This window comes from Pseudooceanicola atlanticus (assembly GCF_000768315.1).
In the GTDB taxonomy this organism is placed as follows: domain Bacteria; phylum Pseudomonadota; class Alphaproteobacteria; order Rhodobacterales; family Rhodobacteraceae; genus Pseudooceanicola; species Pseudooceanicola atlanticus.
Map to the genome: position 1 here is coordinate 133,975 of NZ_AQQX01000004.1, position 25,030 is coordinate 159,004.

At 65.8% G+C, this 25,030-nt stretch carries 24 protein-coding genes; 8 read left to right on the forward strand and 16 right to left on the reverse strand.

Going from position 1 to position 25,030, the window contains the following annotated elements; translation table 11 throughout:
* The first annotated feature begins 2 nt into the window (after window positions 1-2).
* A complete protein-coding gene (locus ATO9_RS11785; RefSeq protein ID WP_043749049.1) occupies window positions 3-2,027 on the forward strand; it encodes a capsular polysaccharide biosynthesis protein in 2,025 nt (674 codons plus the stop codon).
* On the opposite strand, the gene ribD is transcribed toward ATO9_RS11785, so the two are convergent.
* The 12 genes from ribD to ATO9_RS11840 form a co-directional block, all read right to left on the reverse strand.
* Window positions 2,028-3,134 carry a bifunctional diaminohydroxyphosphoribosylaminopyrimidine deaminase/5-amino-6-(5-phosphoribosylamino)uracil reductase RibD gene (gene ribD / locus ATO9_RS11790; protein WP_052418269.1) on the reverse strand — a complete coding sequence of 369 codons (1,107 nt, stop codon included), beginning with the start codon at window positions 3,132-3,134 and terminating at the stop codon, window positions 2,028-2,030.
* An 18-nt stretch (window positions 3,135-3,152) separates the two neighbouring features.
* Window positions 3,153-3,620 carry a transcriptional regulator NrdR gene (gene nrdR / locus ATO9_RS11795; RefSeq protein WP_043749051.1) on the reverse strand — a complete coding sequence of 156 codons (468 nt, stop codon included), beginning with the start codon at window positions 3,618-3,620 and terminating at the stop codon, window positions 3,153-3,155.
* A gap of 99 nt (window positions 3,621-3,719) precedes the next feature.
* Entirely contained in the window at window positions 3,720-4,133 is a 414-nt protein-coding gene (locus tag ATO9_RS11800; protein WP_043749053.1) for a secondary thiamine-phosphate synthase enzyme YjbQ, read from the reverse strand.
* A gap of 24 nt (window positions 4,134-4,157) precedes the next feature.
* Complete coding sequence (locus ATO9_RS24480; RefSeq protein WP_081979548.1) at window positions 4,158-4,343, reverse strand: hypothetical protein; 186 nt, start codon at window positions 4,341-4,343, stop codon at window positions 4,158-4,160.
* Window positions 4,321-5,184 (reverse strand): DUF4166 domain-containing protein, encoded by an 864-nt coding sequence (locus ATO9_RS23885; protein ID WP_156127853.1) that lies wholly within the window; start codon window positions 5,182-5,184, stop codon window positions 4,321-4,323. The genes ATO9_RS24480 and ATO9_RS23885 overlap by 23 nt, the downstream gene beginning before the upstream one ends.
* A complete protein-coding gene (locus tag ATO9_RS11810) occupies window positions 5,160-5,636 on the reverse strand; it encodes a thiol-disulfide oxidoreductase DCC family protein (RefSeq protein WP_043749059.1) in 477 nt (158 codons plus the stop codon). Before ATO9_RS11810 ends, ATO9_RS23885 begins: the two co-directional genes overlap by 25 nt.
* Before the next feature lie 66 nt (window positions 5,637-5,702).
* Window positions 5,703-7,673: an RNA polymerase sigma factor RpoD gene (gene rpoD, locus ATO9_RS11815; protein WP_043749062.1), complete on the reverse strand. Its 1,971-nt coding sequence runs from the start codon at window positions 7,671-7,673 to the stop codon at window positions 5,703-5,705.
* Between the two features lie 142 nt (window positions 7,674-7,815).
* A complete protein-coding gene (dnaG, locus tag ATO9_RS11820) occupies window positions 7,816-9,750 on the reverse strand; it encodes a DNA primase (RefSeq protein WP_043749063.1) in 1,935 nt (644 codons plus the stop codon).
* Between the two features lie 168 nt (window positions 9,751-9,918).
* A complete protein-coding gene (locus ATO9_RS11825; protein WP_238318737.1) occupies window positions 9,919-10,470 on the reverse strand; it encodes a sarcosine oxidase subunit gamma in 552 nt (183 codons plus the stop codon).
* On the reverse strand, window positions 10,463-13,393 hold the full coding sequence (locus ATO9_RS11830) for a sarcosine oxidase subunit alpha family protein (RefSeq protein WP_043749066.1): 2,931 nt from the start codon (window positions 13,391-13,393) through the stop codon (window positions 10,463-10,465). Before ATO9_RS11830 ends, ATO9_RS11825 begins: the two co-directional genes overlap by 8 nt.
* Window positions 13,390-13,644, reverse strand: coding sequence for a sarcosine oxidase subunit delta (locus tag ATO9_RS11835; RefSeq protein ID WP_043749069.1), 255 nt, complete (start codon window positions 13,642-13,644; stop codon window positions 13,390-13,392). The genes ATO9_RS11830 and ATO9_RS11835 overlap by 4 nt, the downstream gene beginning before the upstream one ends.
* Window positions 13,645-13,710: 66 nt before the next feature.
* Window positions 13,711-14,964, reverse strand: coding sequence for a sarcosine oxidase subunit beta family protein (locus ATO9_RS11840; RefSeq protein ID WP_043749070.1), 1,254 nt, complete (start codon window positions 14,962-14,964; stop codon window positions 13,711-13,713).
* Window positions 14,965-15,239: 275 nt separating this feature from the next.
* Here ATO9_RS11840 and ATO9_RS11845 point away from each other — a divergent pair, with 275 nt between their 5' ends.
* Window positions 15,240-15,770: a flavodoxin family protein gene (locus ATO9_RS11845; RefSeq protein WP_043749073.1), complete on the forward strand. Its 531-nt coding sequence runs from the start codon at window positions 15,240-15,242 to the stop codon at window positions 15,768-15,770.
* 21 nt (window positions 15,771-15,791) lie between these two features.
* Here ATO9_RS11845 and ATO9_RS11850 read toward each other — a convergent pair whose 3' ends face one another.
* The gene (locus ATO9_RS11850; protein WP_043749075.1) at window positions 15,792-16,259 is read right to left on the reverse strand and encodes a hypothetical protein; all 468 of its coding nucleotides are present in this window, start codon (window positions 16,257-16,259) and stop codon (window positions 15,792-15,794) included.
* Window positions 16,260-16,318: 59 nt separating this feature from the next.
* On the reverse strand, window positions 16,319-17,749 hold the full coding sequence (locus ATO9_RS11855) for a Glu/Leu/Phe/Val family dehydrogenase (protein ID WP_043749747.1): 1,431 nt from the start codon (window positions 17,747-17,749) through the stop codon (window positions 16,319-16,321).
* Between the two features lie 317 nt (window positions 17,750-18,066).
* On the opposite strand from ATO9_RS11855, the gene ATO9_RS11860 reads away from it, so the two are divergent.
* Genes ATO9_RS11860 through ATO9_RS11870 form a run of 3 tightly spaced genes read left to right on the forward strand, consistent with a single transcriptional unit; the run spans window position 18,067 to window position 20,631 of the window.
* Complete coding sequence (locus ATO9_RS11860; RefSeq protein WP_052418271.1) at window positions 18,067-19,491, forward strand: TadE/TadG family type IV pilus assembly protein; 1,425 nt, start codon at window positions 18,067-18,069, stop codon at window positions 19,489-19,491.
* The gene (locus ATO9_RS11865) at window positions 19,491-20,033 is read left to right on the forward strand and encodes a TadE/TadG family type IV pilus assembly protein (protein WP_043749076.1); all 543 of its coding nucleotides are present in this window, start codon (window positions 19,491-19,493) and stop codon (window positions 20,031-20,033) included. The genes ATO9_RS11860 and ATO9_RS11865 overlap by 1 nt, the downstream gene beginning before the upstream one ends.
* 4 nt (window positions 20,034-20,037) lie before the next feature.
* The gene (locus tag ATO9_RS11870) at window positions 20,038-20,631 is read left to right on the forward strand and encodes a TadE/TadG family type IV pilus assembly protein (protein WP_043749079.1); all 594 of its coding nucleotides are present in this window, start codon (window positions 20,038-20,040) and stop codon (window positions 20,629-20,631) included.
* Between the two features lie 73 nt (window positions 20,632-20,704).
* Here the strand turns inward: ATO9_RS11870 and ATO9_RS11875 are convergent, their stop codons facing one another.
* A complete protein-coding gene (locus ATO9_RS11875; RefSeq protein ID WP_043749082.1) occupies window positions 20,705-21,211 on the reverse strand; it encodes a hypothetical protein in 507 nt (168 codons plus the stop codon).
* A 201-nt stretch (window positions 21,212-21,412) separates the two neighbouring features.
* On the opposite strand from ATO9_RS11875, the gene ATO9_RS11880 reads away from it, so the two are divergent.
* Entirely contained in the window at window positions 21,413-22,324 is a 912-nt protein-coding gene (locus tag ATO9_RS11880; RefSeq protein WP_043749084.1) for a pirin family protein, read from the forward strand.
* A gap of 42 nt (window positions 22,325-22,366) precedes the next feature.
* Here the strand turns inward: ATO9_RS11880 and ATO9_RS11885 are convergent, their stop codons facing one another.
* Entirely contained in the window at window positions 22,367-22,954 is a 588-nt protein-coding gene (locus ATO9_RS11885) for a TetR/AcrR family transcriptional regulator (protein ID WP_043749087.1), read from the reverse strand.
* A 106-nt stretch (window positions 22,955-23,060) separates the two neighbouring features.
* Here ATO9_RS11885 and ATO9_RS11890 point away from each other — a divergent pair, with 106 nt between their 5' ends.
* Both ATO9_RS11890 and ATO9_RS11895 read left to right on the forward strand, forming a co-directional pair.
* Window positions 23,061-23,306 carry a hypothetical protein gene (locus ATO9_RS11890; RefSeq protein WP_043749090.1) on the forward strand — a complete coding sequence of 82 codons (246 nt, stop codon included), beginning with the start codon at window positions 23,061-23,063 and terminating at the stop codon, window positions 23,304-23,306.
* A 182-nt stretch (window positions 23,307-23,488) separates the two neighbouring features.
* Window positions 23,489-24,775, forward strand: a complete 1,287-nt coding sequence (locus ATO9_RS11895; RefSeq protein WP_043749093.1) for a homoserine dehydrogenase — start codon at window positions 23,489-23,491, stop codon at window positions 24,773-24,775.
* Window positions 24,776-25,030: the final 255 nt, after the last annotated feature.

Consider the following 25,030-nt stretch of genomic DNA (forward strand, 5'->3'; position numbering starts at 1 on the left):
CGGTGGCCCCGGTCGACCTCTTCCCCGATCAAGCCGCCGCGGCGCCCTCGCCCCGGCGGCTTTCCTATTACAACGCGGGCTTCCTGCGTCAGAAACGCATCCGCCGCATCCTGGAATTGTCGGGCTATCAGCTGCGCCTCGGCCGCCATGCGGAAGGCGACGCCGTCGCCGTCTGGGGCCGGTCCCCCTATGCCGCCCGAGGCGAGGCCGTGGCGGACCGCACGGGCGCCGATATCGTCCGGATCGAGGACGCCTTCCTGCGGTCGATCCACCCAGGACGCGAGGGCGAACCGCCGCTCGGCCTCGTCATCGATCAGGCCGGCATCTATTTCGACAGCGCGCAACCCTCTGACCTGGAACGGCTTCTCAGGACCCATCCGCTGGACGACACCGTCCTGCTGAACCGTGCCCGCGCCGGGATCGCCCGGCTGCGGGAGCACCGGATTTCCAAGTACAACGCCCATGACCCGGACGCCCCCGCGCCCGAACCGGGCTACGTGCTGGTGATCGACCAGACCCGCGGCGATGCCTCTGTCACCCATGGCAATGCGGATGCGAACACGTTCAAGGAAATGCTCTACTGGGCGCAGGAGGATCACCCCGCGGCCCGCATCGTCATCCGCACCCACCCCGAAAGCGCCGCCGGTCATCGCCCCGGCTATTTTGGCCCCGAGGATGAGACCGACCGCATCTCCTTGTCCTCCGATCCCGTCTGCCCCTGGACGCTGCTGGAAAACGCCGTCGCGGTCTATTGCGTAACCTCCCAGATGGGGTTCGAGGCGATCCTGGCGGGCCACCGCCCCAATGTGTTCGGCCAGCCCTTCTATGCCGGCTGGGACCTGACCGAAGACCGCCACCCCCTGACCTTCCCGCAATCGCGGCGCGGGCGCAGCCTGACCCGGGTGCAGATGTTCGCCTGTGCGATGCTGGAATATCCCACCTGGTATCACCCCTGCGAGGACCGCCTGTGTTCCTTTGAAGAGGCGATGGACTGGCTGGAGGCCCGGGTGCGCTCCTGGCGCGAGGATCGCCATGGCTGGCAGGCGTCCGGCATGCGCCTGTGGAAACGCGGCGTGATGCAGAAGGTCTTTGGCCAGGAGGTGCCGGTACGGTTTTCGGACGACGCACCGACGCCACCACGCCGCGCCATGGCCTGGGCCAGCCAGGCCCCCGAAGGCGCCGATGTGGTGCGGGTCGAGGACGGGTTCCTGCGGTCCCGCGGGCTGGGCGCTGACCTTGTGCCGCCCCTGTCGCTGGCCTGTGATGACCTGGGCATCTACTATGATCCGACGCGCGAAAGCCGGCTGGAACGGATGATCGCCGCGCGCGCCGAACTGCGCCCCGATCAGCGGGACCGGGCCGAGCGGTTGATCCGGTCGGTGATCGACGCGCGGCTGACCAAGTACAACCTCGGCGGCACGCCCCCTGCCCTGCCCATGGGCTATCGCATCCTCGTGCCGGGCCAGGTCGAGGACGATGCCTCCATCCGGCTGGGCGCGGGCGAGATCCGCACCAACCTCGACCTGCTGCGCGCCGCGCGCGAGGCGCATCCGGACGCCGTGATCCTCTATAAGCCGCACCCCGATGTCGAAGCGGGTCTGCGGACCGGGGCCGTTGAAAACGCGGAAGATTTCGCCGATCTCGTTCTGTCCCATACCGATCCCGCCAGCCTGCTGGGCGATATCGACGAGGTCTGGACCATGACCTCGCTGATGGGGTTCGAGGCGCTGTTGCGCTGCAAGCGGGTGACAGTGACTGGCACACCATTCTACGCGGGCTGGGGCCTGACGCGGGACCTGGGCCGGGTGCCCGCCCGACGGCAGGCGCGGCCCGGCTTGTCGGGCCTCGTCCATGCGGTCCTGATCGATTACCCTCGCTACTACGACCCGGTCAGCGGCCAGGCCTGCGCCGTCGAAACCGCCGTCAGACGGCTAGCCGAGGGGCGAGTGATGCGGGGCGGACCTGCGCTTCGGTTACTGGCCAAGATGCAGGGGCTGGCCGCCGGGGCCAGCTGGATCTGGCGCTAGTCAGGCGCGCGGCCGGTCCCACACATGCAGAACGTCACCGCCCAGCACCCGGCTTTCGCGGAGGGTGAACCGCGGCGCCTCTGCCAGCCGGGCAAGGCCAAGCGCGCCGAGCGAGGGCAGCCCCTCTGCCCCGATGGTGACACCCGCGGTCATGCCGACCAGCCGGTCCACCAGATCGGCATTCAGCAGCGCCGCGGCCAGCGCTCCGCCCCCCTCGCAGAAGACACGGGTTAACCCTTCATTGCCAAGCGCTTGCAGGACCGAGAGTGGGTCCAACTGACCGCCCGAGACATCGCAGGACAGAAGGCGCGCGCCCACGCCTTCCCAGGCTTCGCGCAGCGCCGGATCGGCGTCAGAACCATGGCAGAGCCAGACCGGAACCTCTTTGGCCGTGCGGGCCAGGTTGCTCATCAGCGGCAGGTCCAGACGGCGGGAGATGACGACGCGCACGGGCTGACGCTCCACGCCCATGTCGCGCACGGTCAGCGAGGGATCGTCCGCCCGCGCCGTGCCGGCCCCGACCATCACCGCGTCATGGCGATGGCGCATCATGTGCACCAGCCGCCGCGCCTGCGGCCCGGTGATCCACTGGCTGTCGCCGGTCGCCGTGGCAATCCGCCCGTCGAAGGAGGACGCGAGCTTCAGCGTCACGAAGGGACGGCCCAACTCGGTCCGCATGAAGAACCCGGCGTGATCCTCCTCTGCCTCATCGACGCAGAGCCCGGTCGACACCTCGATCCCCGCCTCGCGCAACGCGGCAAAGCCCTGCCCCGCGACGCGCGCATCGGTATCGGCCAGCGGCGCGACGACACGGGCGACCCCGGCCGCGATCAGCGCATCGGTGCAGGGTGGCGTCTGGCCGTGATGGGCACAGGGTTCGAGGGAGACATAGGCGGTGGCACCGCGTGCGCCCTCCCCGGCCTGGGCCAGGGCCTGCGGTTCCGCATGCGGGCGGCCGCCGGGGGCCGTGGTGCCTCGTCCCAGGACACGACCATCCTTGACGATGACGCAGCCAACGGCCGGGTTGGGCCAGGTCTGCCCCATGCCGCGCCGCCCCAATGACAGGGCAAGGCGCAGGAAGCGCCGGTCCTCGGCCTCGGTCGCCATGGGTGGCGCTCCTGTCGGTTACTCTTCGGGAAGGTGATCCGGACGCAGTTCGCTCACGAACTTGTCGAAATCGTCAGCAGCCTGGAAGTTCTTGTAAACACTGGCAAAACGCACATAAGCGACGGTGTCGATCCGGGCCAGCGCCTCCATCACGATCTCGCCGATCGTCTTGGAGGGGATGTCGGTCTCGCCCATGCTCTCCAGACGTCGCACGATGCCGGAGATCATCTGGTCGATGCGTTCTGGCTCCACCGGCCGTTTCTGCATCGAGATACGGATCGACCGTTCCAGCTTGTCCCGGTCGAAATCTTCGCGGCGGCCATTGGACTTGATCACGACGAGGTCGCGCAACTGCACCCGTTCATAGGTGGTGAAGCGCCCGCCACAGGCCGGGCAGAACCGCCGCCGCCTGATCGCAACATGGTCCTCGGCCGGCCGCGAATCCTTCACCTGGGTGTCTACATTTCCACAAAACGGGCAACGCATCGTCTATCAGTCCCCTTGTCACCGCCTCATCCGTGGGGTTTGCCCCCACTTATCCACAGCTACTATAGGACAGCCCCAACAGTTTGGGTAGGCCCGAAATCACCCGGCAAGATGTGCCGCGACCTGGCGCTGATGCGGGCGGGTGCGATGTTCGACCACATAGATCCCCTGCCAGGTTCCCAGGACGGGGCGACCGTCGCGCACGGGGATCGACAGGCTGACCGGCATCATCGCGGCCTTCAGATGCGCGGGCATGTCGTCCGGACCCTCGTAGGTGTGGGTCAGGTAGGCCATGGACGGATCGGTTGTCGGGGGGACGAGGCGGTGAAAAAAGGCCGTAATATCAGTGCGAACCTCCGGGTCCGCGTTCTCCATCACGAGGAGGCTGGCGGAGGTATGGCGGATGAAGAGGGTCAGCAGGCCATCGCCACTGCCCGCGGTCCATTTCAGGACGTCGCGGGTGAATTCGTAGAGGCCGGGGCCATTGGTGGCGATGGTGAAATCGGTTTGCATGGCCCCTTTATGAGGGGTCCTGCGTTAACGGTCCACTCTGCGGTCGTCCGCGACATCCTCGCGCGCTTCGATCACGCATTGCACGACCGGAAGAGAGGGCGCGGCGCGTTCGCCAAGGTGGGCCTGCTGGCCCATCGGGGGGACACCGAGGACCTGGGACAGGGTGGCACGGCAGGCGTCAACCTCTTCAGCAGAAACGTAAATTTCCACCGGCTCCTGCTTGGTCTGGGTCAGGATCGCGCCGGGGCGTTGGATCGGTTCGGGGTTGATGTTCGCCAGAGCGGCAGAGGCGAGCGTCAGACCCGCGGCGGCGACGGCGATAATCATTCTGGTGGTCATGTCTCTGCTCCTGTCTTGAAGTCTTAACGAACAGAGAAAGGTTATGGTTTCCTGACGAATGCGTGTTTTTAGGTGACGCGGCGGAAAATAGCGCATCGAATTGTACTGGTTTTCCAAAACACAACCCTTTGGCGATCTGCGGCGCAACACGCACCGAACGGGACGTCGGCATTGCGTCGGTGCTCTCGGCGCTCAATTCCCCTCGGTAACGGATCAGCAACCCGAGGCCCGGTAGGGTGGCCCGAATATCGAAACCGAAACGGCCATCGGATTGATATTCACGCGACGTGCTGCGCGGCGTCAGGATCGCGGGCAAGGGCAGCCCGGTCAGGCGCAGGCGGGCGACCTCGATCAGAAGGACGCCGTCCCTGGCGGTCAGGGACATCTCGATCCGCAGGGGGCCAAAGCTTTCGACCGCCCTGCCCCGCTGCGGGTCATAGCGCAGGCGGGATCGCGTCACTCTCTGAGTGAAATGGCGGGTCCAGACATGGCCGCCGTCCGGATGAGGTGCGATGTCGAGCGTGAAGGGCGCGCGACCGGCGGGGGGCGGGAACCCGGCCAGCCGGGCCACGAAACGAGCGAGCGAATTGCCACCCTCGATCACGACCCAGCCGGTAAAGCGGCGCGGGGCATCGCCGGCATGCAGATCACGCACCACATCGGGCACGGACAGCCCGTCGCGGACGATCAACTGGCCAAAGGCGTCGGGCACGCGATGCCACCGTCGATGAACCGGGCGGTGATGTCAGGGCTTGGTATCAGGCAGGTCTCGGCCCGGCCGAAGATCGCGTAGCGGTTACGCGCGATGAGACCGTAGAGCGGGGATTTGACCGCCTCCGGCAGGACCCGCGCCACCGACAGCATGGGCCAGGGGCGCGGCAATTTCGCCATGACCGCGGCGAAACTGTCGATGCCGCCATGCACATCGTCCCCCGTCACGACAAGGTTGGTCTGGTAATCATCCGTCGGCAGGCCGAGATCGTGAAACATCTGCGTGCCCAATTCGCTTTGCGCGATGACGAAATGGAAATGCGCCCGCCGGTCATGGCGCAGGACAAAGCGGAAGAACCCGGAACATAGCACGCATTCCCCGTCGAAGACGATCACGTCGCGCCCGGCAAGCGCGTCCTGAACGGCGGGGGAAAAGGCGGAACGGGTGGGCATGGCGCTATCGGCGGCGATCAGACCGGATGTGAGGAAAAGAAGAAAGGCGCCCGAAGGCGCCTTTGATCACTGGTCCAGGAAGCTGCGCAACTTGCGCGAGCGGCTGGGATGTTTCAGCTTTCTCAGGGCCTTGGCCTCGATCTGGCGGATACGTTCGCGGGTGACCGAGAATTGCTGGCCCACCTCTTCGAGCGTGTGGTCGGTGTTCATGCCAATGCCGAAGCGCATCCGCAGAACCCGTTCCTCGCGCGGGGTGAGCGAGGCCAGAACCCGGGTCGTGGTTTCCTTGAGGTTTTCCTGAATGGCGCTGTCCAGCGGCAGGATCGCGTTCTTGTCCTCGATGAAATCGCCGAGCTGGCTGTCTTCCTCGTCCCCGATCGGGGTTTCGAGAGAGATCGGCTCTTTCGCGATCTTCATGACCTTGCGGACCTTTTCGAGCGGCATCTGCAGCTTTTCGGCCAGTTCCTCGGGCGTGGGTTCGCGACCGATCTCGTGCAGCATCTGGCGACCGGTGCGGACCAGCTTGTTGATCGTCTCGATCATGTGGACCGGGATACGGATCGTGCGGGCCTGGTCGGCGATGGAGCGCGTGATCGCCTGGCGGATCCACCAGGTCGCGTAGGTCGAGAACTTGTAGCCGCGGCGGTATTCGAACTTGTCCACGGCCTTCATCAGGCCGATGTTGCCTTCCTGAATGAGATCAAGGAATTGCAGGCCACGGTTCGTGTATTTCTTGGCGATCGAGATCACCAGGCGAAGGTTGGCTTCGACCATTTCCTTCTTGGCCTGCCGCGCCTCTTTCTCGCCCTTCTGCACCTGGTTCACGATGCGGCGGAATTCGGAGATATCGAGGCCGACATACTGACCGACCTGCGCCATGTCCGAGCGCAGTTCCTCGACCTTGTCGGTCGAGCGTTCGATGAACATCTGCCAGCCGCGGCCGGACTTTTCGCCCATCCGCTCGAGCCAGTTCGGATCCAGTTCGTGCCCGCGATATTCGTCGATGAATTCGCGGCGGTTGATCCGGGCCTGGTCGGCCAGCTTCACCATGGCGCTGTCGATGGCCATGATCCGGCGGTTGATGCCGTACAGCTGGTCGATCAGCGCCTCGATCCGGTTGTTATGCAGGTGAAGCCCGTTCACCAGTTCCACGATTTCCGAGCGCAGCTTCTGATATTCGGCCTCGTCAGCCTCGTTGAAGGTGTCGTCCTCGTTCAGCGTGGCCGAGATCCGGTTGTCCTGGATTTCCGACAGGACGGCGAAGTCCTGGGCGATCCGGTCCAGCGTTTCCAGAACGCGGGGCTTCAGCGCCGCTTCCATGGCCGCGAGGGACATGTTGGCCTGATCGTCCTCGTCCTCGTCGTCATCCTTGGCAATGGGATTGCCGTCGGCGTCATATTCGGGTTCGTCGCTTTTCGCTTCGGGCTTGGCGTCGGCGGTGTCGACGACGGGAGTGTCGACCTCCCCTTCCATCTGGTCGCCGAAGGTGGTTTCCAGATCGATCACGTCACGCAGGAGAATGTCTTCGGACAGAAGTTCGTCGCGCCAGATGGTGATGGCCTGGAAGGTCAGCGGGCTTTCGCACAGCCCCAGGATCATCGTGTTGCGGCCGGCCTCGATCCGCTTGGCGATGGCGATCTCGCCCTCGCGGGACAGCAGTTCGACCGAGCCCATCTCGCGCAGGTACATGCGCACCGGGTCATCGGTGCGGTCCAGTTTCTCGGCGGAACCGGAGGAGACGGCGACGTCGCGGTTGGAGGAGGTTTCGACCACGGCGGTCGATTTGCTTTCCTCTTCCTCGGCCTCTTCGTCCTCGATGATATTGATGCCCATTTCCGACAGCATCGACATCACGTCCTCGATCTGTTCGGAGGAGACCTGGTCGGGCGGCAGAACCTGGTTCAGCTGATCGTAAGTGATGAAGCCGCGTTCACGCGCCTCCGAGATCATCTTCTTGATCTGGGTCTGAGACATGTCGAGGGAGACTTCCTGCTCCTGATCCTCGACCTGGTTCTCGTCGTTATCCTTGGGGGCCATGCTCTGCTCCATTCTCTCGCCGCGCGCGTTCTGCCGTGGCGTGGGGTCGGGCGTGATTCGCTTGGTCCGAATCAATAGCGTGATTCGCGCCCGCGCACACCCGGCTACCGTTAATTCTTTAGGGAATCGTTACCGAAAAAGGTCACTTTCGCCCTTTGTCGAAGCGAATCGTCTCCATCAGGGCGTCGAACGCACCGCGTTCCTGACGACTGATTCGCGCGCCATTTTCCCCAAGATCATACTCCGCCTTGTCCTTCTGCTGGGGCTTCACGGACTGGTTCAGCGCCTCCGCCGCCTGGGTCAGGCGCCAAGTGACGGCCTCATCCGCGGTCCCGGACAGCTCCTCCTCCGCCTCGGCGATCTCGGCGCGCAGCCCCTTGCGGGCCTGCTGCTTGGCAAGTTCCTCGGCCAGGGTCATCTGCGCCACCTCGAGGTTGCCGGGGTTCCGGATCGTCGGACAGATGGCCACATGGGGCCGCGCCAGCAGCTGATCAAGAGCATCGGGGCCGAGTTTTTCCGCGATCACCTCGCGCAGGCGCTCCGGCCCCTCGTCGCAATGGGTCAGGATTAGGTCCCGCATCCGCGTGAAATCGTCATCCGAACAGGTCATCCGCTCGATCTGGGATTCGAACATCGGGGTCGCGGCGGGGGTGACGCAGAGCGTGGCGAGGATCACCGCCTCGCGCAGCTGGTCCTCCCCCTCGGGCGTGGCGGCGAGGTAGGAATTGCGGGTCGTGCTGCGGATCGGCAGGCGCGGCTTGGCGCCCCGTGGCGTCCAGGTGCTGTTGCGCTGCGGGCGGAACAGCTGGAACCGCATCTCCTTGAGAGCATCGCCGTAATGGCGCAGCAGCGACGGGTCCGGGATGACCTTGATCTTGTCGCGCAGGGCACGGTCCAGCGCGGCGCGGCGTTCGGGGCTGTCGAAACTCCGCCCCTCGGTTTCGCGCCGCCAGAGCAGGTCGACCATGGGCATCGCCGCATCGAGCAGTTTCTGCATCCCCTCCGCCCCCTCGGCCTTGATCAGGTCGTCGGGGTCCTTGCCTTCGGGCAGCAGGACGAAGCGCAAAGATTTACCCGCCTCCATCAGCGGCAGGGCCAGGTCGACGAGGCGGTAGGCCGCGCGCAGGCCCGCCGTGTCGCCGTCCAGCGCAACGATCGGTTCCGGCGAAATCGCCCAGAGCATCGCCAGCTGGTTCTCGGTGATCGCGGTGCCCAGAGGCGCGACCGCGCCCCCGAACCCGGCCGAGGACAGCGCGATCACGTCCATGTAGCCCTCGGCCACGATCACCGGCTGCCCCTTGCCCGCGGCCTCGCGCGCGGGGCCGTGATTGTAGAGCGACCGACCCTTGTCGAAGAGCTCGGTCTCGGGCGAATTCAGGTACTTGGCCTTGTCGTTCGGATCCATGGCCCGCGCCCCGAAGGCGATGCAGCGGCCGCGCGGATCGCGGATCGGGAACATGATCCGGTTGCGGAACACGTCGTAGGGGTTGCGGCCCTTGTCGGAGGGACGCGCCAGTCCCGCGCGCAGGATCATCTCGGCCGGGACATCCTGGCCGCGCAGCTTGTCCCACAGGTTCTGCCAGCCCTCGGGGGCAAAACCGATCTCGAATTTTTCCAGCCGGTCGGGCGTCATGCCGCGCTTGTCGAGGTAGCGCCGCGCCTCGGCCGCCGCCCCGGAATTCAGCATCATGCGGAAATGGCGCACGGCCATTTCCATCACATCGGCCAGTTCCGCGCGCTTCTCGGCCTTTTCCTGGGCACGGGGGTCGCGGGCGGGCATCTGCATGCCGGCCTCCTGGGCCAGCGCCTCCACCGCTTCCATGAAGCCCATATTCTCGCTGTCCTTCAGGAAGGAAATCGCGTCGCCCTTGGCATGACAGCCAAAGCAGTAATAGAATCCCTTTCGGTCATCCACATGAAAAGATGCGGATTTTTCCTGGTGGAAGGGGCACGGCGCCCACCAGTCGCCCTTGCCCTGGTTGGACTTCCGCATGTCCCACATGACCTTTTTCCCGACAACCTGGGACAGGCTGACGCGATTGCGGATCTCGTCGAGGAAACCGGGGGGCAGACTCATGGGGCGATTATCCGAAGAGCACGGGGCCGAGTCCAGAAGGCTTCGGTCACGATTGAAAGGCTGTGGCGGAGACGCTGATGTAGCGCCCTGCCCGCCGCCGTGCCAGAGGGATTTTTGCGCAAGCGGAAAAGGTTTCCCAGGGGAAGCTGTTCCGCTTGCCTATTAGGCCTACCCCGCGGCGACCCGCTCCATCGCGGTTTCGATCGCATGGGCCAGCGATTTCGCCATGGAGCGGAAGCCGATGATGCGCAGATTGTCCGGTGCGGTGCGGGTGATGGCGACCATCATGTGCTCTGCCTCCGTCCGGATGGCGGTGCCGACGGGACAGGCCGACAGGCGCAGATCGACCGGCGTCAGGCGGGCCATCACGGCCGCCCCGTCCGGCCCGGTCAGATCGAAGACCGCCCAGCCATCGGATTGATCGGTGAGGGCCGCGTGGGCGGACAGGCCGGCTCCGGGCGTGACACCGCTCAGCAGCCACATGTCCCGGCCGAACCATTGCAGGCTGGTCGACCGGGATGTGGTTAACGTGCCCGTCGCAGGCAAGACCAACCCATGTGCCTTTTCAAGGGTTTGCGACACGGCCTCAACCTTACCCGCATAGGGCGCGATCGTGGTCAGCGGGCCCGGGGCGACAAGATCCAGCGTCATTGCGCCATGCCGTTTCGGCAGGCCGGACAGCGCCGGGCGGGCGGTCAGGGTGATCTCTGGCTCAGCCACGGGCGCGTCCTCCATCAGGGTCCAAGAAGGCGGGATGCACGACCTCGCAAAGGGTCGAGACGCCGCGCAAATGGTCCACCATGCGGACCTTTTCGCCGTAGCGCTCCGGCCCCTCGGTCAGCAGCGCCAGACCGACGAAATGGCCCAGCGTCGGCGAGAACGCGACGGAGCTGACGGTGCCCTGGGCGTTCACGCGGGTCGCCTCGGCCTCGGGTTCGAAGAGGAAGGCCCCGGAGGTCAGTTGCTGCACCGCGCCCACCGGCTTGATCCCGACGAGACGGGGGCGGGTCGGATCGGTCAGCCCCTCACGGCCCGCCGCGGCGCGGCCGATGAAGTCCTTCTTCTTCGACATCATGCCTGCGAGGCCAAGGTCATAAGCCGTTGTTCTGCCGTCCAGTTCCGCGTGGGTCAGCAGCCCCTTCTCGATCCGCAGGACGTTGAGCGCCTCCATCCCGTAGACGCCGCCGCCGCGCGCCTCGGCCTTGGTGACGAGGCAACGGAAAAGGCTTTCCCCGTAGCGGGCCGGCACGGCGATTTCATAGGCATGTTCGCCCGAGAACGAGATCCGGAACAGCCGTGCAGCGATGCCACCGACCGAAACCTCGCCACAGGCCATGAAGGGCCAGTCGCCGTCCGCAAGCGGGGTATCCAGCACCTCGTTCAGCAGCTCGCGCGATTGCGGGCCGGCAATGGCGGTCTGCGCCCAGTGTTCGGTGACAGAGGCCAGCCGGACATCCAGATCGGGGCGCAGCACCTGGGCCGCGAATTCCATGTGCCGCATCACCTCGCCCGCGGCGGCGGTGGTGGTGGAGACGACGTAGTGCCCCTCGCCAAGACAGGCGCAGGTGCCGTCATCCATCACGTGCCCATCCTCGCGCAGCATCAGGCCATAGCGGGTATTGCCGGGCTTCAGCGTGGACATGTTGTTGGTATAGACGAAATCGAGAAACGCTGCCGCATCAGGGCCTTGCACGTCGATCTTGCCAAGGGTCGAGACATCGCAGATGCCGACCGCGTTGCGGACATAGCCGACCTCCCGGTCGCAGCTTTCGCGCCAGGTCTGTTCGCCGGATTTCGGGAAATAGCTGGGGCGATACCATAGGCCGGCCTCGATCATCGGGGCGCCCATGGACAGGGCGACGGGATGCGCGGCGGTGAAGCGTTCGGCGGCAAAGCCCTTGCCCTGCCCCCCGGCCCCAAGCGCGGCGATAGAGACGGGCACGAAGGGCGGGCGGTAGGTCGTGGTCCCCGTGCCCGGGATCGAGCGGCCGGTCGCATCTGCCAGAGCGGCCAGCGCCGCGACATTGCCGGTCTTGCCCTGGTCCGGGGCCATGCCCTGTGTAGTGTAGCGCTTCATATGTTCGACGGAGCGGAAGTTCTCGCGCGCCGCCAGCTCCACGTCCTTGACGGTCACGTCGTTCTGGAAATCCAGCCATTTCCGCCCCTTACCAGGCATCACCCAAAGCGGACGCCCCTCGCCTGCCGTGTCCTCGGCCTGCGGAAGATCAGGCGGCGTGGCCTGGCGGCCCAGATTGGCCAGGGCCTGCACCGCGGCATCGCGCCCCGCAGACAGGCAAGCGAAAGTGGTTGCCTCACCGTTGCACGCCCCCGCCGGGATCAGGCCGGGCACTGCCCCCTCGGACGGGACGAAGGCGGCGATATCGTCGCGCCAGACGGGCCGGCCATTGAGGTGACAGGTCAGGTGGACGGACGGGTTCCAGCCGCCCGAGAAGGCAAGCAGATCGGCTTGCACCTTCTCCAGCACGCCATCGGCGCGGCGGATCGCAACGGATTCGACCTCGCGCCCCTGAACGCCCTCGACCAGCCCGCCGGCATGGAAACGCACCGTCAGGTCACAGGTCGCGCCAGGCCGGGCATCGACCAGCGCCGCGACGTGCACGCCGGCGCGCAACAGGTCGGCGGCGGTGCGATGCGCCTCGTCCGAGGCCCCGAAGACCACGGCAGAGCGGCCGGGCGCCACGGCGTAGCGATTCACATAGGTTCGCACGGCGCCCGACAGCATGACGCCGGGACGGTCGTTATTGGCCAGCGCGACGGGTCGCTCGATACCGCCCGCGGCCAGGACGGCGCGGCGGGCGGTGATGCGCCAGAAGGTTTCCTCGGGCCGGCCGCGACCGGGTACGACGCGTTCCAATGCACCATAGGTGCCCTGATCGTAGACGCCGGTCACGGTCGTGCGGGTCATCACCCGGACATTGGGCATCGACGCCAGCTGCGCGACGATCCCGGCGGCCCAGTCGGCACCGCTCTGGCCGCCGACCTCTTGCCGGTCACCGTTCAGGCGCCCGCCGGGCAGGTGATCCTCGTCGGCAAGGATGACATCGGCCCCCGCCTCGGCCGCCGTGAGCGCGGCCATCAGGCCCGTGGGCCCCCCGCCGATCACCAGCAGGTCGCAGAAGGCATAGGCCTTTTCGGTCGCGATCGGGGTCTTGGTGCGGTCCAGCCGTCCCAGCCCGGCAGCGCGGCGGATCACCGGCTCGAACACCCGTTCCCAGACCCGCCAGCCCGGCAATTTCGGCCCCATGAAGGTCTTGTAGTAGAAGCCCGCCGAGAAGAAGGGCGCGAAGAGGTCGTTCACCTCCATCAGGTCGAAGCCGACATTGGGGAAACCGTTCTGGCCGAACGCCTCAAGCCCCTGGCGGATCTCGACCATGGTCGCCCGCGCATTGGGTTCGGACCCGGCCCCGAGGCCAAGGGTCACCAGCGCATTGGGCTCCTCGCTGCCCGCACTCAGCACGCCGCGCGGACGGTGATACTTGAACGACCGGCCCAGCACACGCTGCCCGTTGGCCAGCAGCGCCGAGGCCAGCGTGTCCCCGGCAAACCCCTGGTAGGCATGACCGTCGAACCGGAAATCCACCGGGTGGTCGCGGTCGATCAGGCCGCCGTCGATCCGCTTCATGGCGCGCCCTCCCCGACCGGGCGGACGGCGCGGATGTCATGGGTCACGGTGTCCCGTTCGACCAGCAGCCAGGCGGCGCAGCCCATGTCATGGGTCCAGTATTCCCGGCTGAGCCCCGCTGGGTTCTCGCGCAGGTGGATATAGGCGTCCCAGTCCGGGCCCCAGTCGCCCTCGGGACGGGTCAGCGTCGCGCCCCCGAAGGTGAACTCGCGCAGATCGCGCTCGCCGCAATGCGGACAGGTCAGTCTCATTCCGATCCCATGTTCATCTTGCCAAAAATACTCGCGCCGCAGGCATCCCGCCCGCGCAACCCGCGCTTAGTGCAGGTTATGCTGCGCCCCCTTGCCCTCTTCATCCATCAGCCCGCGCCCGGTGGTGAACCGGTCCAGCCGGAAGCCCGTGGCGCTGTCATGCGGGCGGTCCGTCGCCAGCAGATGCGCCAGGGCAAAACCCGATCCCGGCACCGCCTTGAACCCGCCATAGCACCACCCGCAATCGAGGTAGAGCCCGTCGACCGGCGCGCGGTCGATGATGGGCGAGCCGTCGGGCGTCATGTCCATGATCCCGCCCCAGCTGCGCAGCACCTTGGCCCGGCCGATCATCGGCATCAGGGTCATGCCCGCCTCCATCACGTGTTCGACCGTGGGCAGGTTGCCGCGCTGCGCGTAGGAGGGGTAGAAATCCAGGTCGCCGCCAAAGACCAGCCCGCCCTTGTCGGACTGGGAAATGTAGAAATGGCCCATGCCGAAGGTGATGACATTGTCGATCACCGGTTTCAGCCCCTCGGTCACGAAGGCCTGCAGGACATGGCTTTCGATCGGCAGGCGCAGCCCGGCCAGCGCCGCCACCTGACCCGACCGGCCAGCGGTGACGATGGCGACCTTGCGGGCGCGGATCGCGCCGCGGGTGGTCTGCACGCCGGTCACCGCGCCGCCCTCTGTGTCGATGCCGGTGACCTCGCAATTCTGGATCAGGTCGACGCCCCGGTCCGACGCGCCGCGGGCGAAACCCCAGGCCACCGCATCGTGCCGCGCCGTGCCGCCGCGCGGATGGTAGAGCGCGCCGTGGATCGGGAACCGGCCGTTGTCGTAGTCGAGGAAAGGCAGCTTTTTCTCAAGCGCCGCGCGGTCCAGCAGGAACGCGTCGTCGCCCTGGTTGATCATCGCATTTCCGCGCCGGACGATGGCGTCGCGCTGGCCGTCGGAATGGTACAGGTTGAACAGGCCGCGCTGTGAATGCATCACGTTGTAGTTCAGGTCGTCTTCCAGCGTTTCCCACAGCTTGAGCGAATGGGAATAGAACTCGGAATTGCCGGGCAGGAAGTAATTGGCCCGCACGATCGTGGTGTTCCGCCCCACATTCCCGCCGCCGAGGTACCCTTTCTCCAGCACCGCGACATTGGTCAGCCCGTGTTCCTTGGCCAGGTAGAAGGCGGTGGCCAGCCCGTGCCCGCCGCCACCGATGATGACGATGTCATAGGCCGGTTTCGGCTCCGGATCGCGCCAATGCGGCCCCCAGCCCCGGTTGCCGGTCAGCCCTTCCTTCAGGACGCGCAAAGCATTGAAACGCATGGATGCCTCCGATTACCCGCTGACCAAAGCAGGGGTTCGCGGGGAATGCAACGCCGGGTCGCGACAAAGCCCGGTCGCTTCGCGACCTCTGCGCAAGTGCTGCGCAAGTCGGGGCCCGGTCGCTTCGCGACCTCTGCGCAAGTGCTGCGCAGGTCGGTGTCTGGCCGGTGCGTCGGCAGAGGGGCGCGGTTTCGCAAAGGCGTTTGACTTCTGTCATGCCGGTGTCGCGGGGGTCCGGGCATAAGCGGAGCGGGGACGCGCGAGAGGAGGACCCGATGACGATTCGCATCCTGTGCTATTCGCTGACCGGCAATACCCGCCACGTGGCCGAGGATCTGGGCCGCGCGCTGGACGCTCCGGTGCACCTGATGGAGGCGCCGGGGCCCGAAAAGCCGGGCCTCTGGTCGATCCTGAAACTGGGCTACCGGGTGATGACCCGCGCCAGGGCCAGGGTACGCGTGCCGGAGATCGACTGGGCGGCGAGCGAGACGCTGATACTGGGCGGGCCGGTCTGGATGGGGCGCCTGTCGGTGCCGATGCGCACCTGGCTCGAAACCCGCCCCGCCTTGCCCGACCGGGTCGCCCTGCTGATCACCTCGGGCAGTGCAGAGCGGCCCGAGACGTTGATCGAGGAATTCACCAGGCTGACAGGGCGCGTGCCGGTCGCGGTCCTGCATGTGCCCGAAGCCGCGGTGAAAGCCGCGGATTTCGCCCAGCCCGTCGCGTCGTTCTGCCGTGAGGTTCTGGGCCGGTCGGAGCGCGAGGTCGCGGATGCGCCGCAGCCGGACCGTGAAATGGTGGAGTGAAACGACGGGCCCGAACGGCGCTCAGTAGAGACCCAGCCCCAGCACGGCCATGATCGCGACGATCGCGGTGCAGATGATCGACTGGCTGATGATGTTGCCGCGCACCAGTTGCCCCATCCGCTCGTGATAGGTGACTTCGTTCTGCATCGCGATGGCGACCTGCTGGCGCAGGCGACCGCCCAGGGCCTCGCTCAGGAAGGTCAGGAGGAACGCGCCGATCACCAGCAACCCGTAGGCGTCCAGCAATGCGCCGAAGCTGGGGATATTGCCCGACATCCAGGCGCGCGCGCCGCCTGCCAGGATCACCATGCCGCCATTGAAGCCCATCATCGGCGCAACCTTCATCGCGACGGAGGCCCAGATCGCCCGCGCTTCGGGCGCGTTCAACTGGGCCAGCGCGGGCAGGAAGCCCCAGGCCAGCACCAACGTACCGCCCATCCAGATGGCGGCCGTCAGCAGGTGTACATAGTGAATGATCGTCGTCAGCATGACCTATCCCGCACGTTTGCGCGGGATAGACCTTAACGAAATCCGAATTTCAAGCGTTATCACAAGCCTTTGGCCCGGTAGGAGGCCGCAACCTTGTCAATGGCCACGAGATAGGCGGCGGTGCGCAGGTCGTCGACCTCTTCCTTGTCGTGCCAGAGACCGCGCATCGACTGGAAGGCAATGCGCATCGTGTCGTCGAGACCGGAGCGCACCAGCTCCAACTCGTCCGCGCCGCGCAGGTATTTCGCCTTGAAGTCGGGCGTCATGGACCACGCATCACCCAGATGCCGATCGAGCCGTTCCAGTTCACGCACGATCAGTTCGTGCCGCGCCTCTTCCTGGCGGCGCTGCATCCGGCCGAAGCGGATATGGCTGAGGTTCTTGACCCATTCGAAATAGGACACCGTGACGCCGCCCGCATTGGCATACATGTCGGGGATGATGACGGTGCCGCGCGCCCGCAGCACGTCATCGGCGCCGGCAGTGATCGGGCCGTTCGCGGCCTCGATGATCAGCTTGGCGCCGATCCGGTCGGCATTGGTCATGTTGATCACCCCTTCCATCGCGGCGGGGATCAGGATGTCACAGGCCTCTTCCAGCACCGCGCCGCCTTCGGCATGGTGGTTGGCGTCCGGGTAGCCGGTCACGCCGCCGTGGCGCATGATCCATTCCTTGACCTTCTCGACATCGATCCCCGACGGATCAAAGAGCGCGCCGTCGCGTTCGATGATACCGGTGATGATCGCGCCGTCCTCTTCCTGCAGGAACTTGGCGGCGTGGTAGCCCACATTGCCGAGGCCCTGGACGATGACGGTCTTGCCCTCGAGCGTGCCGTCGAGCCCGGCCTTGGCCACGTCGAGCGGTTCGCGGAAGAACTCGCGCAGGGCATATTGCACGCCCCGGCCCGTCGCCTCCACCCGGCCGGCGATGCCGCCGGCGTTCAGCGGCTTGCCGGTAACGCAGGCGCGGGAGTTGATGTCGGTGGTGTTCATCCGGTTGTACTGATCACTGATCCAGGCCATCTCGCGTTCGCTGGTGCCCATGTCTGGGGCGGGCACGTTCTGGGCCGGGTGGATCATGTCGCGCTTGATCAGCTCATAGGCGAAGCGGCGGGTGATCTGTTCAAGCTCGTGATCGTCCCATTGCCGCGGGTCGATACAGAGCCCGCCCTTGGAGCCGCCGAACGGGGCCTCGACCAGCGCACATTTGTAGGTCATCAGCGCCGCCAGTGCCTCGACCTCGTCCTGGTTGACGGAGGTGGCGAAGCGGATGCCGCCCTTGACCGGCTCCATATGTTCGGAATGGACCGAACGATAGCCGGTGAAGGTCTGGATCTGGCCCCGCAGGCGCACCCCGAAACGCACGGTGTAGGTGGCGTTGCAGACCCTGATCTTTTCCTCGAGCCCCGGGGGCAGATCCATCAGCGCCACGGCGCGGTTGAACATCAGATCCACGCTTTCGCGGAACGTCGGTTCCTGCGGGTTTGCCATGCTTGCCATCGTTTCCTCCTCCTGTTGCGACGCAACGTAACATGGAAATATCAAATCTCCGTGTGCCGGATTCTGCATTCCCGCGCTTCCAAAACGCGTCATTGTGCACGTACGCGAACAATGTTTCGCGAACACCGGGTTTCGTTTTCAATAAAAGCGTATTCCACTTTGGCGGCGCAATACTGCCAAATTTCGGCCTGATTTCAGCGTTAACAATTTCTTTGCAACAACAGCGGCGAACGCACCACTCACTCCGAAGGGCCTGTATACAAGGGCTTTTGAGGAGCCAAAAATGCGAGTCGCGCAAGGGTAGACCGATGGATCGCAAGGCGAAGTTCAAGACCGGTATCCAATTCAAGCTGGACCGGAACAAGCACAAGTTGCGTCAATTCCTGGGTGATTTCGCACGACAGGAAGACGGTGTGATGCTCGCATTCGTGCTGTTCCTTCTTCTTATCATGATGACCGTGGGCGGCGTCAGCGTCGACCTGATGCGCGCCGAGATGGAGCGCACCCGCCTGCAGCAGACCCTCGACAGCGCGGCCCTGGCCGCTGCGCACAAAGACAACACGCTCGACCCCAAGACTGTGGTCCTGGACTATTTCAGCAAGGCGAACCTCGCCTCCTACATCTCGTCCGACGACGTGCAGGTCGAAGGGGTCGCCGGGAACCGCGCCGTCGAGATCCGGCTGGACGCCATGGTCAAGACGCAGTTCCTGGGCAATATCGGCTTCGATGAATTCAAGGTGCCCGCCGCAGGACGCGCCGAGCAGGAAATCGGCGACGCCGAAGTGTCCCTCGTGCTCGATATCTCGGGGTCCATGCGCGACAACAACCGGATGGTGAACCTGCACAGCGCGGCGAAGGATTTCGTCGACACCGTGCTGACGGCCGAGACCCGCAACAGGGTGTCGCTGTCGCTGGTGCCCTATACCGGGGACGTGAATGCCGGCCGCGAGATCTTTGCCCGGCTGAACGCGCGGCACCTGCACGAATATTCCTACTGCCTGCAATTCACCCCGGCCGACTTCACCAAACCCGGCATCGACCCCGAGGACCACTACCTTCAGGGCCAGCATTTCTCGCATACGGACGGGTCGTTCACCAACATCTCGTGCCCGACGCAGAGCTACGAGACGATCACGCCCTTCAGCCAGAACGTCGACGCCCTGAAAACCCAGATCGGCAAGCTGACCTGGCGCGAGCGGACCTCGGTTCACGTGGGCATGAAATGGGGCGCGGCCCTGGTCGATCCGGATATCGAGCCGGTCATCACCTCCATGGCCAGCGCCGGTCTTGTCGACCCCGCCTTCTCGGGTCGTCCGGCCAGCTATGACACGCCGACGCTGAAGACCGTCGTGCTGATGACCGACGGTGTGAACACGACGACCTACCGGATCAAGGATTTCGCCTACGACACGCCGGATATGCGCTATCACTGGGCCCGTCATCCGGTCGAGAACTGGGATGAACAGGTCGACGGTTCGGTCGAGCACGAATTGTTCGAGCCCTATTACGACAACGCGATCGGCAACACGCTGCTGCAGAGCGTCTGCACCGCGGCCAAGAACAAGGGCATCATCATCTGGACCGTCGGGTTCGAGATCAATGACAGCGCCGCCACGCAACTGGAACGCTGCGCCTCCTCCGACTCGCATTTCTACCGGGTCGAAGGGCTGGAAATCGGCGAGGCCTTCTCCTCCATCGCGCGGCAGCTGAAGCAGCTGAGGTTGACACTCTGATGCGGTTCGGGTTTTCGATATTCCGCCGGGCACGGGCCTGGGCAAGGGACGAGAGCGGTTCGGCCGTGGTGGATTTCGCCATCATGTTCCCGATCTTCCTGATGTTCATGCTGTCCTCGGTCGAGATGGGCATGATGACCTTCCGGCAGACCATGCTGGAACGGGGCCTGGACATGGCCGTACGGGACCTGCGCCTTGGCACCGGCGGGACGCCGACGCACGATTCCATCAAGGACGCGATCTGCGACTATTCCGGCTTCCTGCCCGATTGCTCCAATTCCCTGCGCCTTGAAATGCGCCCGGTGAACCTGCGGGCCTATGCCGCCCTGCCCGATGCGATCACCTGCATCGACAAGTCCGAAGAGGTCCAGCCGGTACATCAATTCGTCAATGGCGGCGCCAATGGCCTGATGATCCTGCGCGCCTGCATCAAGATCACGCCTGTCTTCCCGAATATCGGGTTCGGCAGCCAAATGGAGGTCGATGGCAACGGCGACATGGCGCTGTACTCGGTCTCTGCATTCGTGAACGAACCGAGCTGATCCGATGGCCAATTTCCACCCCTCCCCCCTGCGCCTGGCGCGCGCCCGGCTTCGCGAAGGCTTCCGCGCCTTTGCCGAGGAAACCCGCGGCACCGTGGCCGTGGAATCGATCATCCTGCTGCCGCTGGTGGTGTGGATGTACCTGGCGATGTTCACCTTCTTCGACATGCTGCGGATGCGGTCGATGACGCAGAAGGCGACCTTCACCGTGGCCGACGCCTATTCGCGGGAAACCTCGAAGATCAACGACACTTTCGTCAGCTCCTCCTTCAGCCTGTTCCAGCAGATGGTGCGCGACAATTCCGCGGGCCTGCGCGTCTCGGTGCTGCGCTATGACCCCGACACCGACCGTTACCTGGTGTCCTGGTCGCAGAAACGCGGCACCAGCGGCGGCGCGGCGCTGAACGAGGCCGCGGCCAACGCGATGAAGGACCAGCTGCCGAACATTGCCGCGGGCGACGAATTCCTGCTGGTCGAGACCTGGAACAACTACCAGATCCCCTTCAAGATCGGCATGGACGATTTCGAGATGAAGTCGCTGATCTTCATGAACCCGCGCTTCACCTCGCAGCTGAAATGGGATGACGGAACCGCCTGATCGCGGGCCTATCTCGACGGACAACAGGGCGGCCCGGGGCCGCCCTTTTTGGTCTGCCGCTAGGTGCGGTGGCTCAGTCGTCCTGGCCGCCCTTCGCCGCTTCGGCATCGGCGGCGCGTTCGGCCAGTTTCACCGTCAGGATATCGGCCATCAGCTTGGCCTCGGCCGCGCGGGTGATGCCGCCCACGCCGATCCGGTTGCCCAGCCGCCAGTAGAGGCCGGGTTTCCACATCCGCCCCAGGCTGCGCTGCGTGCGCACGAGGAACCCGTTGGACGGCTTGAAGGCAAAGGTGCCCCGGTCGACGGACACGATATCCTCCATCGCGGCGAGGCAGGTGCCATCGCTGTCAAACAGCCCCTCTTCGCGCAGTTCGACGCGATGCGCGGTGGCGCGGTACATCAGCCAGGACGCGGCCAGCGCGGCCACGCCCATCACGATGACCAGCCCGTCCAGCCAGGACCCGCCGCCCCCGGCGATCCCCATCCGCACCAGCAGCAGCCCCAGCCCGGCCAGCACGCCGACCCCGAAGACTCGCCGCCCCTGCGAGGCCGCCACATTCGCCAAAATCTCTGCGCTCATCTCATCCCCTTCCGGTTCCGATCCCGTTAGGGGCTGCGGCGCGGCGATGCAAGCGCGCAGGCCGTCGGCGACCCGACTGAGGCCCGGCTTTGCCCCATTGTGCGCCCCGGCACAGATCCCCTGTATCCGCGAACGCAGCCGGGACTTGGCGGATGGTTCGCGCTGCCCTAGCTCTGGGACATCAGGATCAGGAGAACGCTCATGTCCATTCGTCCGACACTCGAAACCCGTGCCGCCATGGAAACCCTCGAAGGGGCCGGGGTCAAACTGCACCGCGCCTTCGGGTTCCACAAACCCAGCGAACTGGACCCGTTCCTGCTGTTCGACGATTTCCGCAACGACAGCCCCGAGGATTTCCAGAAGGGCTTTCCCTGGCATCCGCATCGCGGCATCGAGACGATCACCTATGTCCTTTCGGGGTCGGTGGAACATGCCGACAGCCTGGGCAACCAGGGCAAGCTGGGCGCCGGCGACGTACAATGGATGACCGCCGGGTCGGGCATCCTGCACCAGGAGATGCCGCAGGGGAACATGTCGGGCCAGATGCATGGCTTCCAGCTTTGGGCGAACCTGCCGCGCGACCTTAAGATGACCACGCCCCGCTACCAGGACGTTGAAGCCAAGGAGATCCCCGAGATCATCGACGATGACGGCACCGCCGTGCGCGTCGTCGTGGGCGAGTTCTGGGGCAAGCGCGGCCCGGTCGACGGGATCGCCGCCGATCCGCAATACCTCGACATCTGGATCCCGCCGGGGGTCAAGAAGACGCTGCCGGTCGACACCTACCGCCGGGCCTTTGCCTATATCTTCGAAGGCTCCGCCGCCTTCGCCGATGCCTCCGCCCCCACCGGCGTCCTGCTGGAGAAAGAGGTCGGCGGCGAGGAGGTCAACATCCGCGACATGTCCGGCAACCGGACCCTCGTTCGGTTCGGCACCGGTGACGAGATCACGGTGCAGGCGGGCGAGGAAGGAGTGCGGTTCCTTCTGATTTCCGGCGCGCCGATCCAGGAGCCTGTCGCCTGGCATGGGCCCATCGTGATGAACACGGGCGAGGAATTGCAGCAGGCCTTCCGCGAATTGCGCAACGGCACGTTCATCAAGCCCGCGCATTGACCCTGTGCGCTGTCCTCTCCGGAGGTATCCCGGGGAGGACGGTCAGGCCGCGACAAGGCGGCGGGTCATGCCCCAGTAGATATCCTCGATCTCGTCCAGGCTGAGGCGACCGGTCTGGCGGAACCAGGTGTTCACGCCCGTCAGCATGGCGATGATCGCCATCGTCGCGATCCGCGGATCGGCGACCGCCACCGCCCCTGTCCCCTGCCCGTCCACCAGGATCGCGGTCAGCGTATCCTCGTAACGGCGGCGCAGCGCCTCGATCTGCGCGAAATTGTCGGGCTCGAGGTTGCGCAGCTCCATGTAGGCAATGAAGACCGCGTCGGGCCGTTCGGCGTGAAACCGGATGTGGAAGCGGGTGAAATCCTCCAGCGCCTGCATCGGGTCGGCACGTAGCGGCAGCGCCGCCCGCGCCTCGAGCAGATCGTCGAGATGCGCGCGCATCAGGTCCGCCAGCAGGGTCTGCTTGTCCGGGATGTAATTGTAGAGCGCCCCGGCCTGCACCCCGACCTCCGCCGCGATCTGGCGCATGGAAACCGCCGCATAGCCGTGCCGCGCAAAGAGCGACAGCGCCGCCTCGCGGATACGGGGGGCGGTGAGCGCCGAATGGGAGCCTGCGGTCCGTGCCATGCCCCCGTTGTAACTGAACAAGCGTTCAGATCAAGCGGCGCGGGCCTTGCCTCCCCCCTTCGTATGGCTCACACTCGGCCCGGCGAGCAAAAGGGGCGGATCACGGATGACAGCGCGGGCGATCATATGCGGCATGGTGGCGGCGCTGAGCCTGTCGGCCTGCGCCCAGTTCCCCGAACTGGACCGCGCCATCCCGGCCGATGAACAGCGCGGCCCCTATCCCGACCTCGTCCCTGTCGGCGGGCTGCTGGCCCAGGCCGAAAACCCGCGGATCGAGGACGATGACGCCGACAACCTGTCCGCCCGCGCCGCCGCGCTGAAGGCCCGCGCCGCGCGCCTGCGGGCCTACTGAGCGCGCCACGCCCTGCGCGTTGCGGCATCCCGATGCGGTGCCATCTGCCCGACAAACCCTCAGCGCGGCCTGATTGTCCGCCCGGTTGCCGCAAAGCCCCCCAAAGGCCCCAGTGCCGCGTTGCAAGCCCCGGGGGAAACCGCTAGAGCCGCCTGAAGGACATGACAGACAGGAGAGCGGGCATGAGCGGCAAGCTGCGCCTTGGGATTGCGGGTTTGGGCACCGTCGGGGTCGGGGTGATCAAGATCATCCGGCGCGAGGCTGCGATGCTGACGGCCCGGACAGGCTGCGAGATCACCATCTCTGCCGTGTCGGCCCGCACCCGTGACAAGGACCGCGGCGTGTCGCTGGACGGCTATGACTGGGAAGACGATCCCGTCGCCCTGGCCACCCGCGACGATGTCGATGTCTTCGTCGAATTGATGGGCGGCTCTGACGGGCCCGCCAAGGCCGCGACCGAGGCCGCGCTGAAGGCCGGCAAGGACGTGGTCACCGCCAACAAGGCGATGCTGGCGATCCATGGTCAGGCGCTGGCCGAACAGGCCGAGGATGCGGGCCGCGTGATCCGCTACGAGGCCGCCGTGGCCGGGGGCATCCCGGTGGTGAAATCCCTCGTCGAGGGGCTGGCCGGGAACGAGATCACCCGCGTCATGGGCGTGATGAACGGCACCTGCAACTACATCCTGACCCGGATGGAAAGCGCGGGCCTGCCCTACGAGACCGTCTTCGAAGAGGCGAACCAGCTGGGCTACCTCGAAGCCGATCCCGAGCTTGACGTGGGCGGCATCGATGCCGGGCACAAGCTGGCGATCCTGGCCTCGGCCGCCTTCGGCACCCGCGTCGCCTTTGACGCGATGGAGCTTGAGGGCATTGGCCGGATCACCATCGAGGACATCCGCGCCGCCGCCGATATGGGCTACCGGATCAAGCTGCTGGGTGTTGCCCGGATGACGGGCCGCGGCCTGGAACAGCGCATGTCGCCCTGCCTGGTGCCCGCGACCTCGCCGCTGGGTCAGCTGGAAGGCGGCACCAACATGGTCGTGCTGGAGGGCAATGCCGTCGAGCAGATCGTGCTGCGCGGCCCCGGCGCCGGCGAAGGCCCGACGGCCAGCGCGGTTATGGCGGATGTCTGCGACATCGCCCGTGGCGTGCGCCTGCCGGTCTTTGGCCAGCCCGCCTCGGGCCTGGAGGAAGCGACGCCCGCGCGCTCCGTCACACCGGCGGCCTATTACCTGCGCATGACGCTTCAGGACAAACCCGGTGCGCTGGCCAAGGTGGCGACGGTGTTGGGCGAGTCGGGTATCTCGATTAACCGGATGCGGCAATACGATCACGAGGGCGACGGCGCCCCCGTCCTGATCGTGACGCACCGCACGTCCCGCGACGCGTTGGACCGGGCGCTTGGCGCGATGGACAAGACCGGCGTCGTGGAGAGCACCCCGGTTGCGATCCGGATCGAGGAAGTCTGAGAACCGGCGCGGTTCGCCGCGCTGGCGCTGCACATTGGCATCTGGCTGATTGCTTTGCCCCCGGGTTCGCCCGGGGGCTTTTTGTTGGGATGCCGCTTATTTTATTTAACGAAAGCAGGACTCTGTGACGGCCGTTAAGCTTGGTCCTTGTTTCATCTCCGGCAATCACTGACCCATGAATGTCCTCTCGCAATGAGGGCCGCGACCGACCCGAGGGGCGCACGTTAGCGCCAGCCGGTGTTGCCGCCTGGCGGG

Coding starts and splice junctions, on each gene's coding strand:
- ribD (WP_052418269.1), bottom strand. CDS start 3,134: ATGGCGACCGAGGCCGAGGACCGGCGCTTCCTGCGCCTTGCCCTGTCA.
- nrdR (WP_043749051.1), bottom strand. CDS start 3,620: ATGCGTTGCCCGTTTTGTGGAAATGTAGACACCCAGGTGAAGGATTCG.
- ATO9_RS11800 (WP_043749053.1), bottom strand. CDS start 4,133: ATGCAAACCGATTTCACCATCGCCACCAATGGCCCCGGCCTCTACGAA.
- ATO9_RS11810 (WP_043749059.1), bottom strand. CDS start 5,636: ATGCCCACCCGTTCCGCCTTTTCCCCCGCCGTTCAGGACGCGCTTGCC.
- rpoD (WP_043749062.1), bottom strand. CDS start 7,673: ATGGCCCCCAAGGATAACGACGAGAACCAGGTCGAGGATCAGGAGCAG.
- dnaG (WP_043749063.1), bottom strand. CDS start 9,750: ATGAGTCTGCCCCCCGGTTTCCTCGACGAGATCCGCAATCGCGTCAGC.
- ATO9_RS11830 (WP_043749066.1), bottom strand. CDS start 13,393: ATGAAGCGGATCGACGGCGGCCTGATCGACCGCGACCACCCGGTGGAT.
- ATO9_RS11835 (WP_043749069.1), bottom strand. CDS start 13,644: ATGAGACTGACCTGTCCGCATTGCGGCGAGCGCGATCTGCGCGAGTTC.
- ATO9_RS11840 (WP_043749070.1), bottom strand. CDS start 14,964: ATGCGTTTCAATGCTTTGCGCGTCCTGAAGGAAGGGCTGACCGGCAAC.
- ATO9_RS11845 (WP_043749073.1), top strand. CDS start 15,240: ATGACGATTCGCATCCTGTGCTATTCGCTGACCGGCAATACCCGCCAC.
- ATO9_RS11850 (WP_043749075.1), bottom strand. CDS start 16,259: ATGCTGACGACGATCATTCACTATGTACACCTGCTGACGGCCGCCATC.
- ATO9_RS11855 (WP_043749747.1), bottom strand. CDS start 17,749: ATGGCAAACCCGCAGGAACCGACGTTCCGCGAAAGCGTGGATCTGATG.
- ATO9_RS11860 (WP_052418271.1), top strand. CDS start 18,067: ATGGATCGCAAGGCGAAGTTCAAGACCGGTATCCAATTCAAGCTGGAC.
- ATO9_RS11865 (WP_043749076.1), top strand. CDS start 19,491: ATGCGGTTCGGGTTTTCGATATTCCGCCGGGCACGGGCCTGGGCAAGG.
- ATO9_RS11870 (WP_043749079.1), top strand. CDS start 20,038: ATGGCCAATTTCCACCCCTCCCCCCTGCGCCTGGCGCGCGCCCGGCTT.
- ATO9_RS11875 (WP_043749082.1), bottom strand. CDS start 21,211: ATGAGCGCAGAGATTTTGGCGAATGTGGCGGCCTCGCAGGGGCGGCGA.
- ATO9_RS11880 (WP_043749084.1), top strand. CDS start 21,413: ATGTCCATTCGTCCGACACTCGAAACCCGTGCCGCCATGGAAACCCTC.
- ATO9_RS11885 (WP_043749087.1), bottom strand. CDS start 22,954: ATGGCACGGACCGCAGGCTCCCATTCGGCGCTCACCGCCCCCCGTATC.
- ATO9_RS11890 (WP_043749090.1), top strand. CDS start 23,061: ATGACAGCGCGGGCGATCATATGCGGCATGGTGGCGGCGCTGAGCCTG.
- ATO9_RS11895 (WP_043749093.1), top strand. CDS start 23,489: ATGAGCGGCAAGCTGCGCCTTGGGATTGCGGGTTTGGGCACCGTCGGG.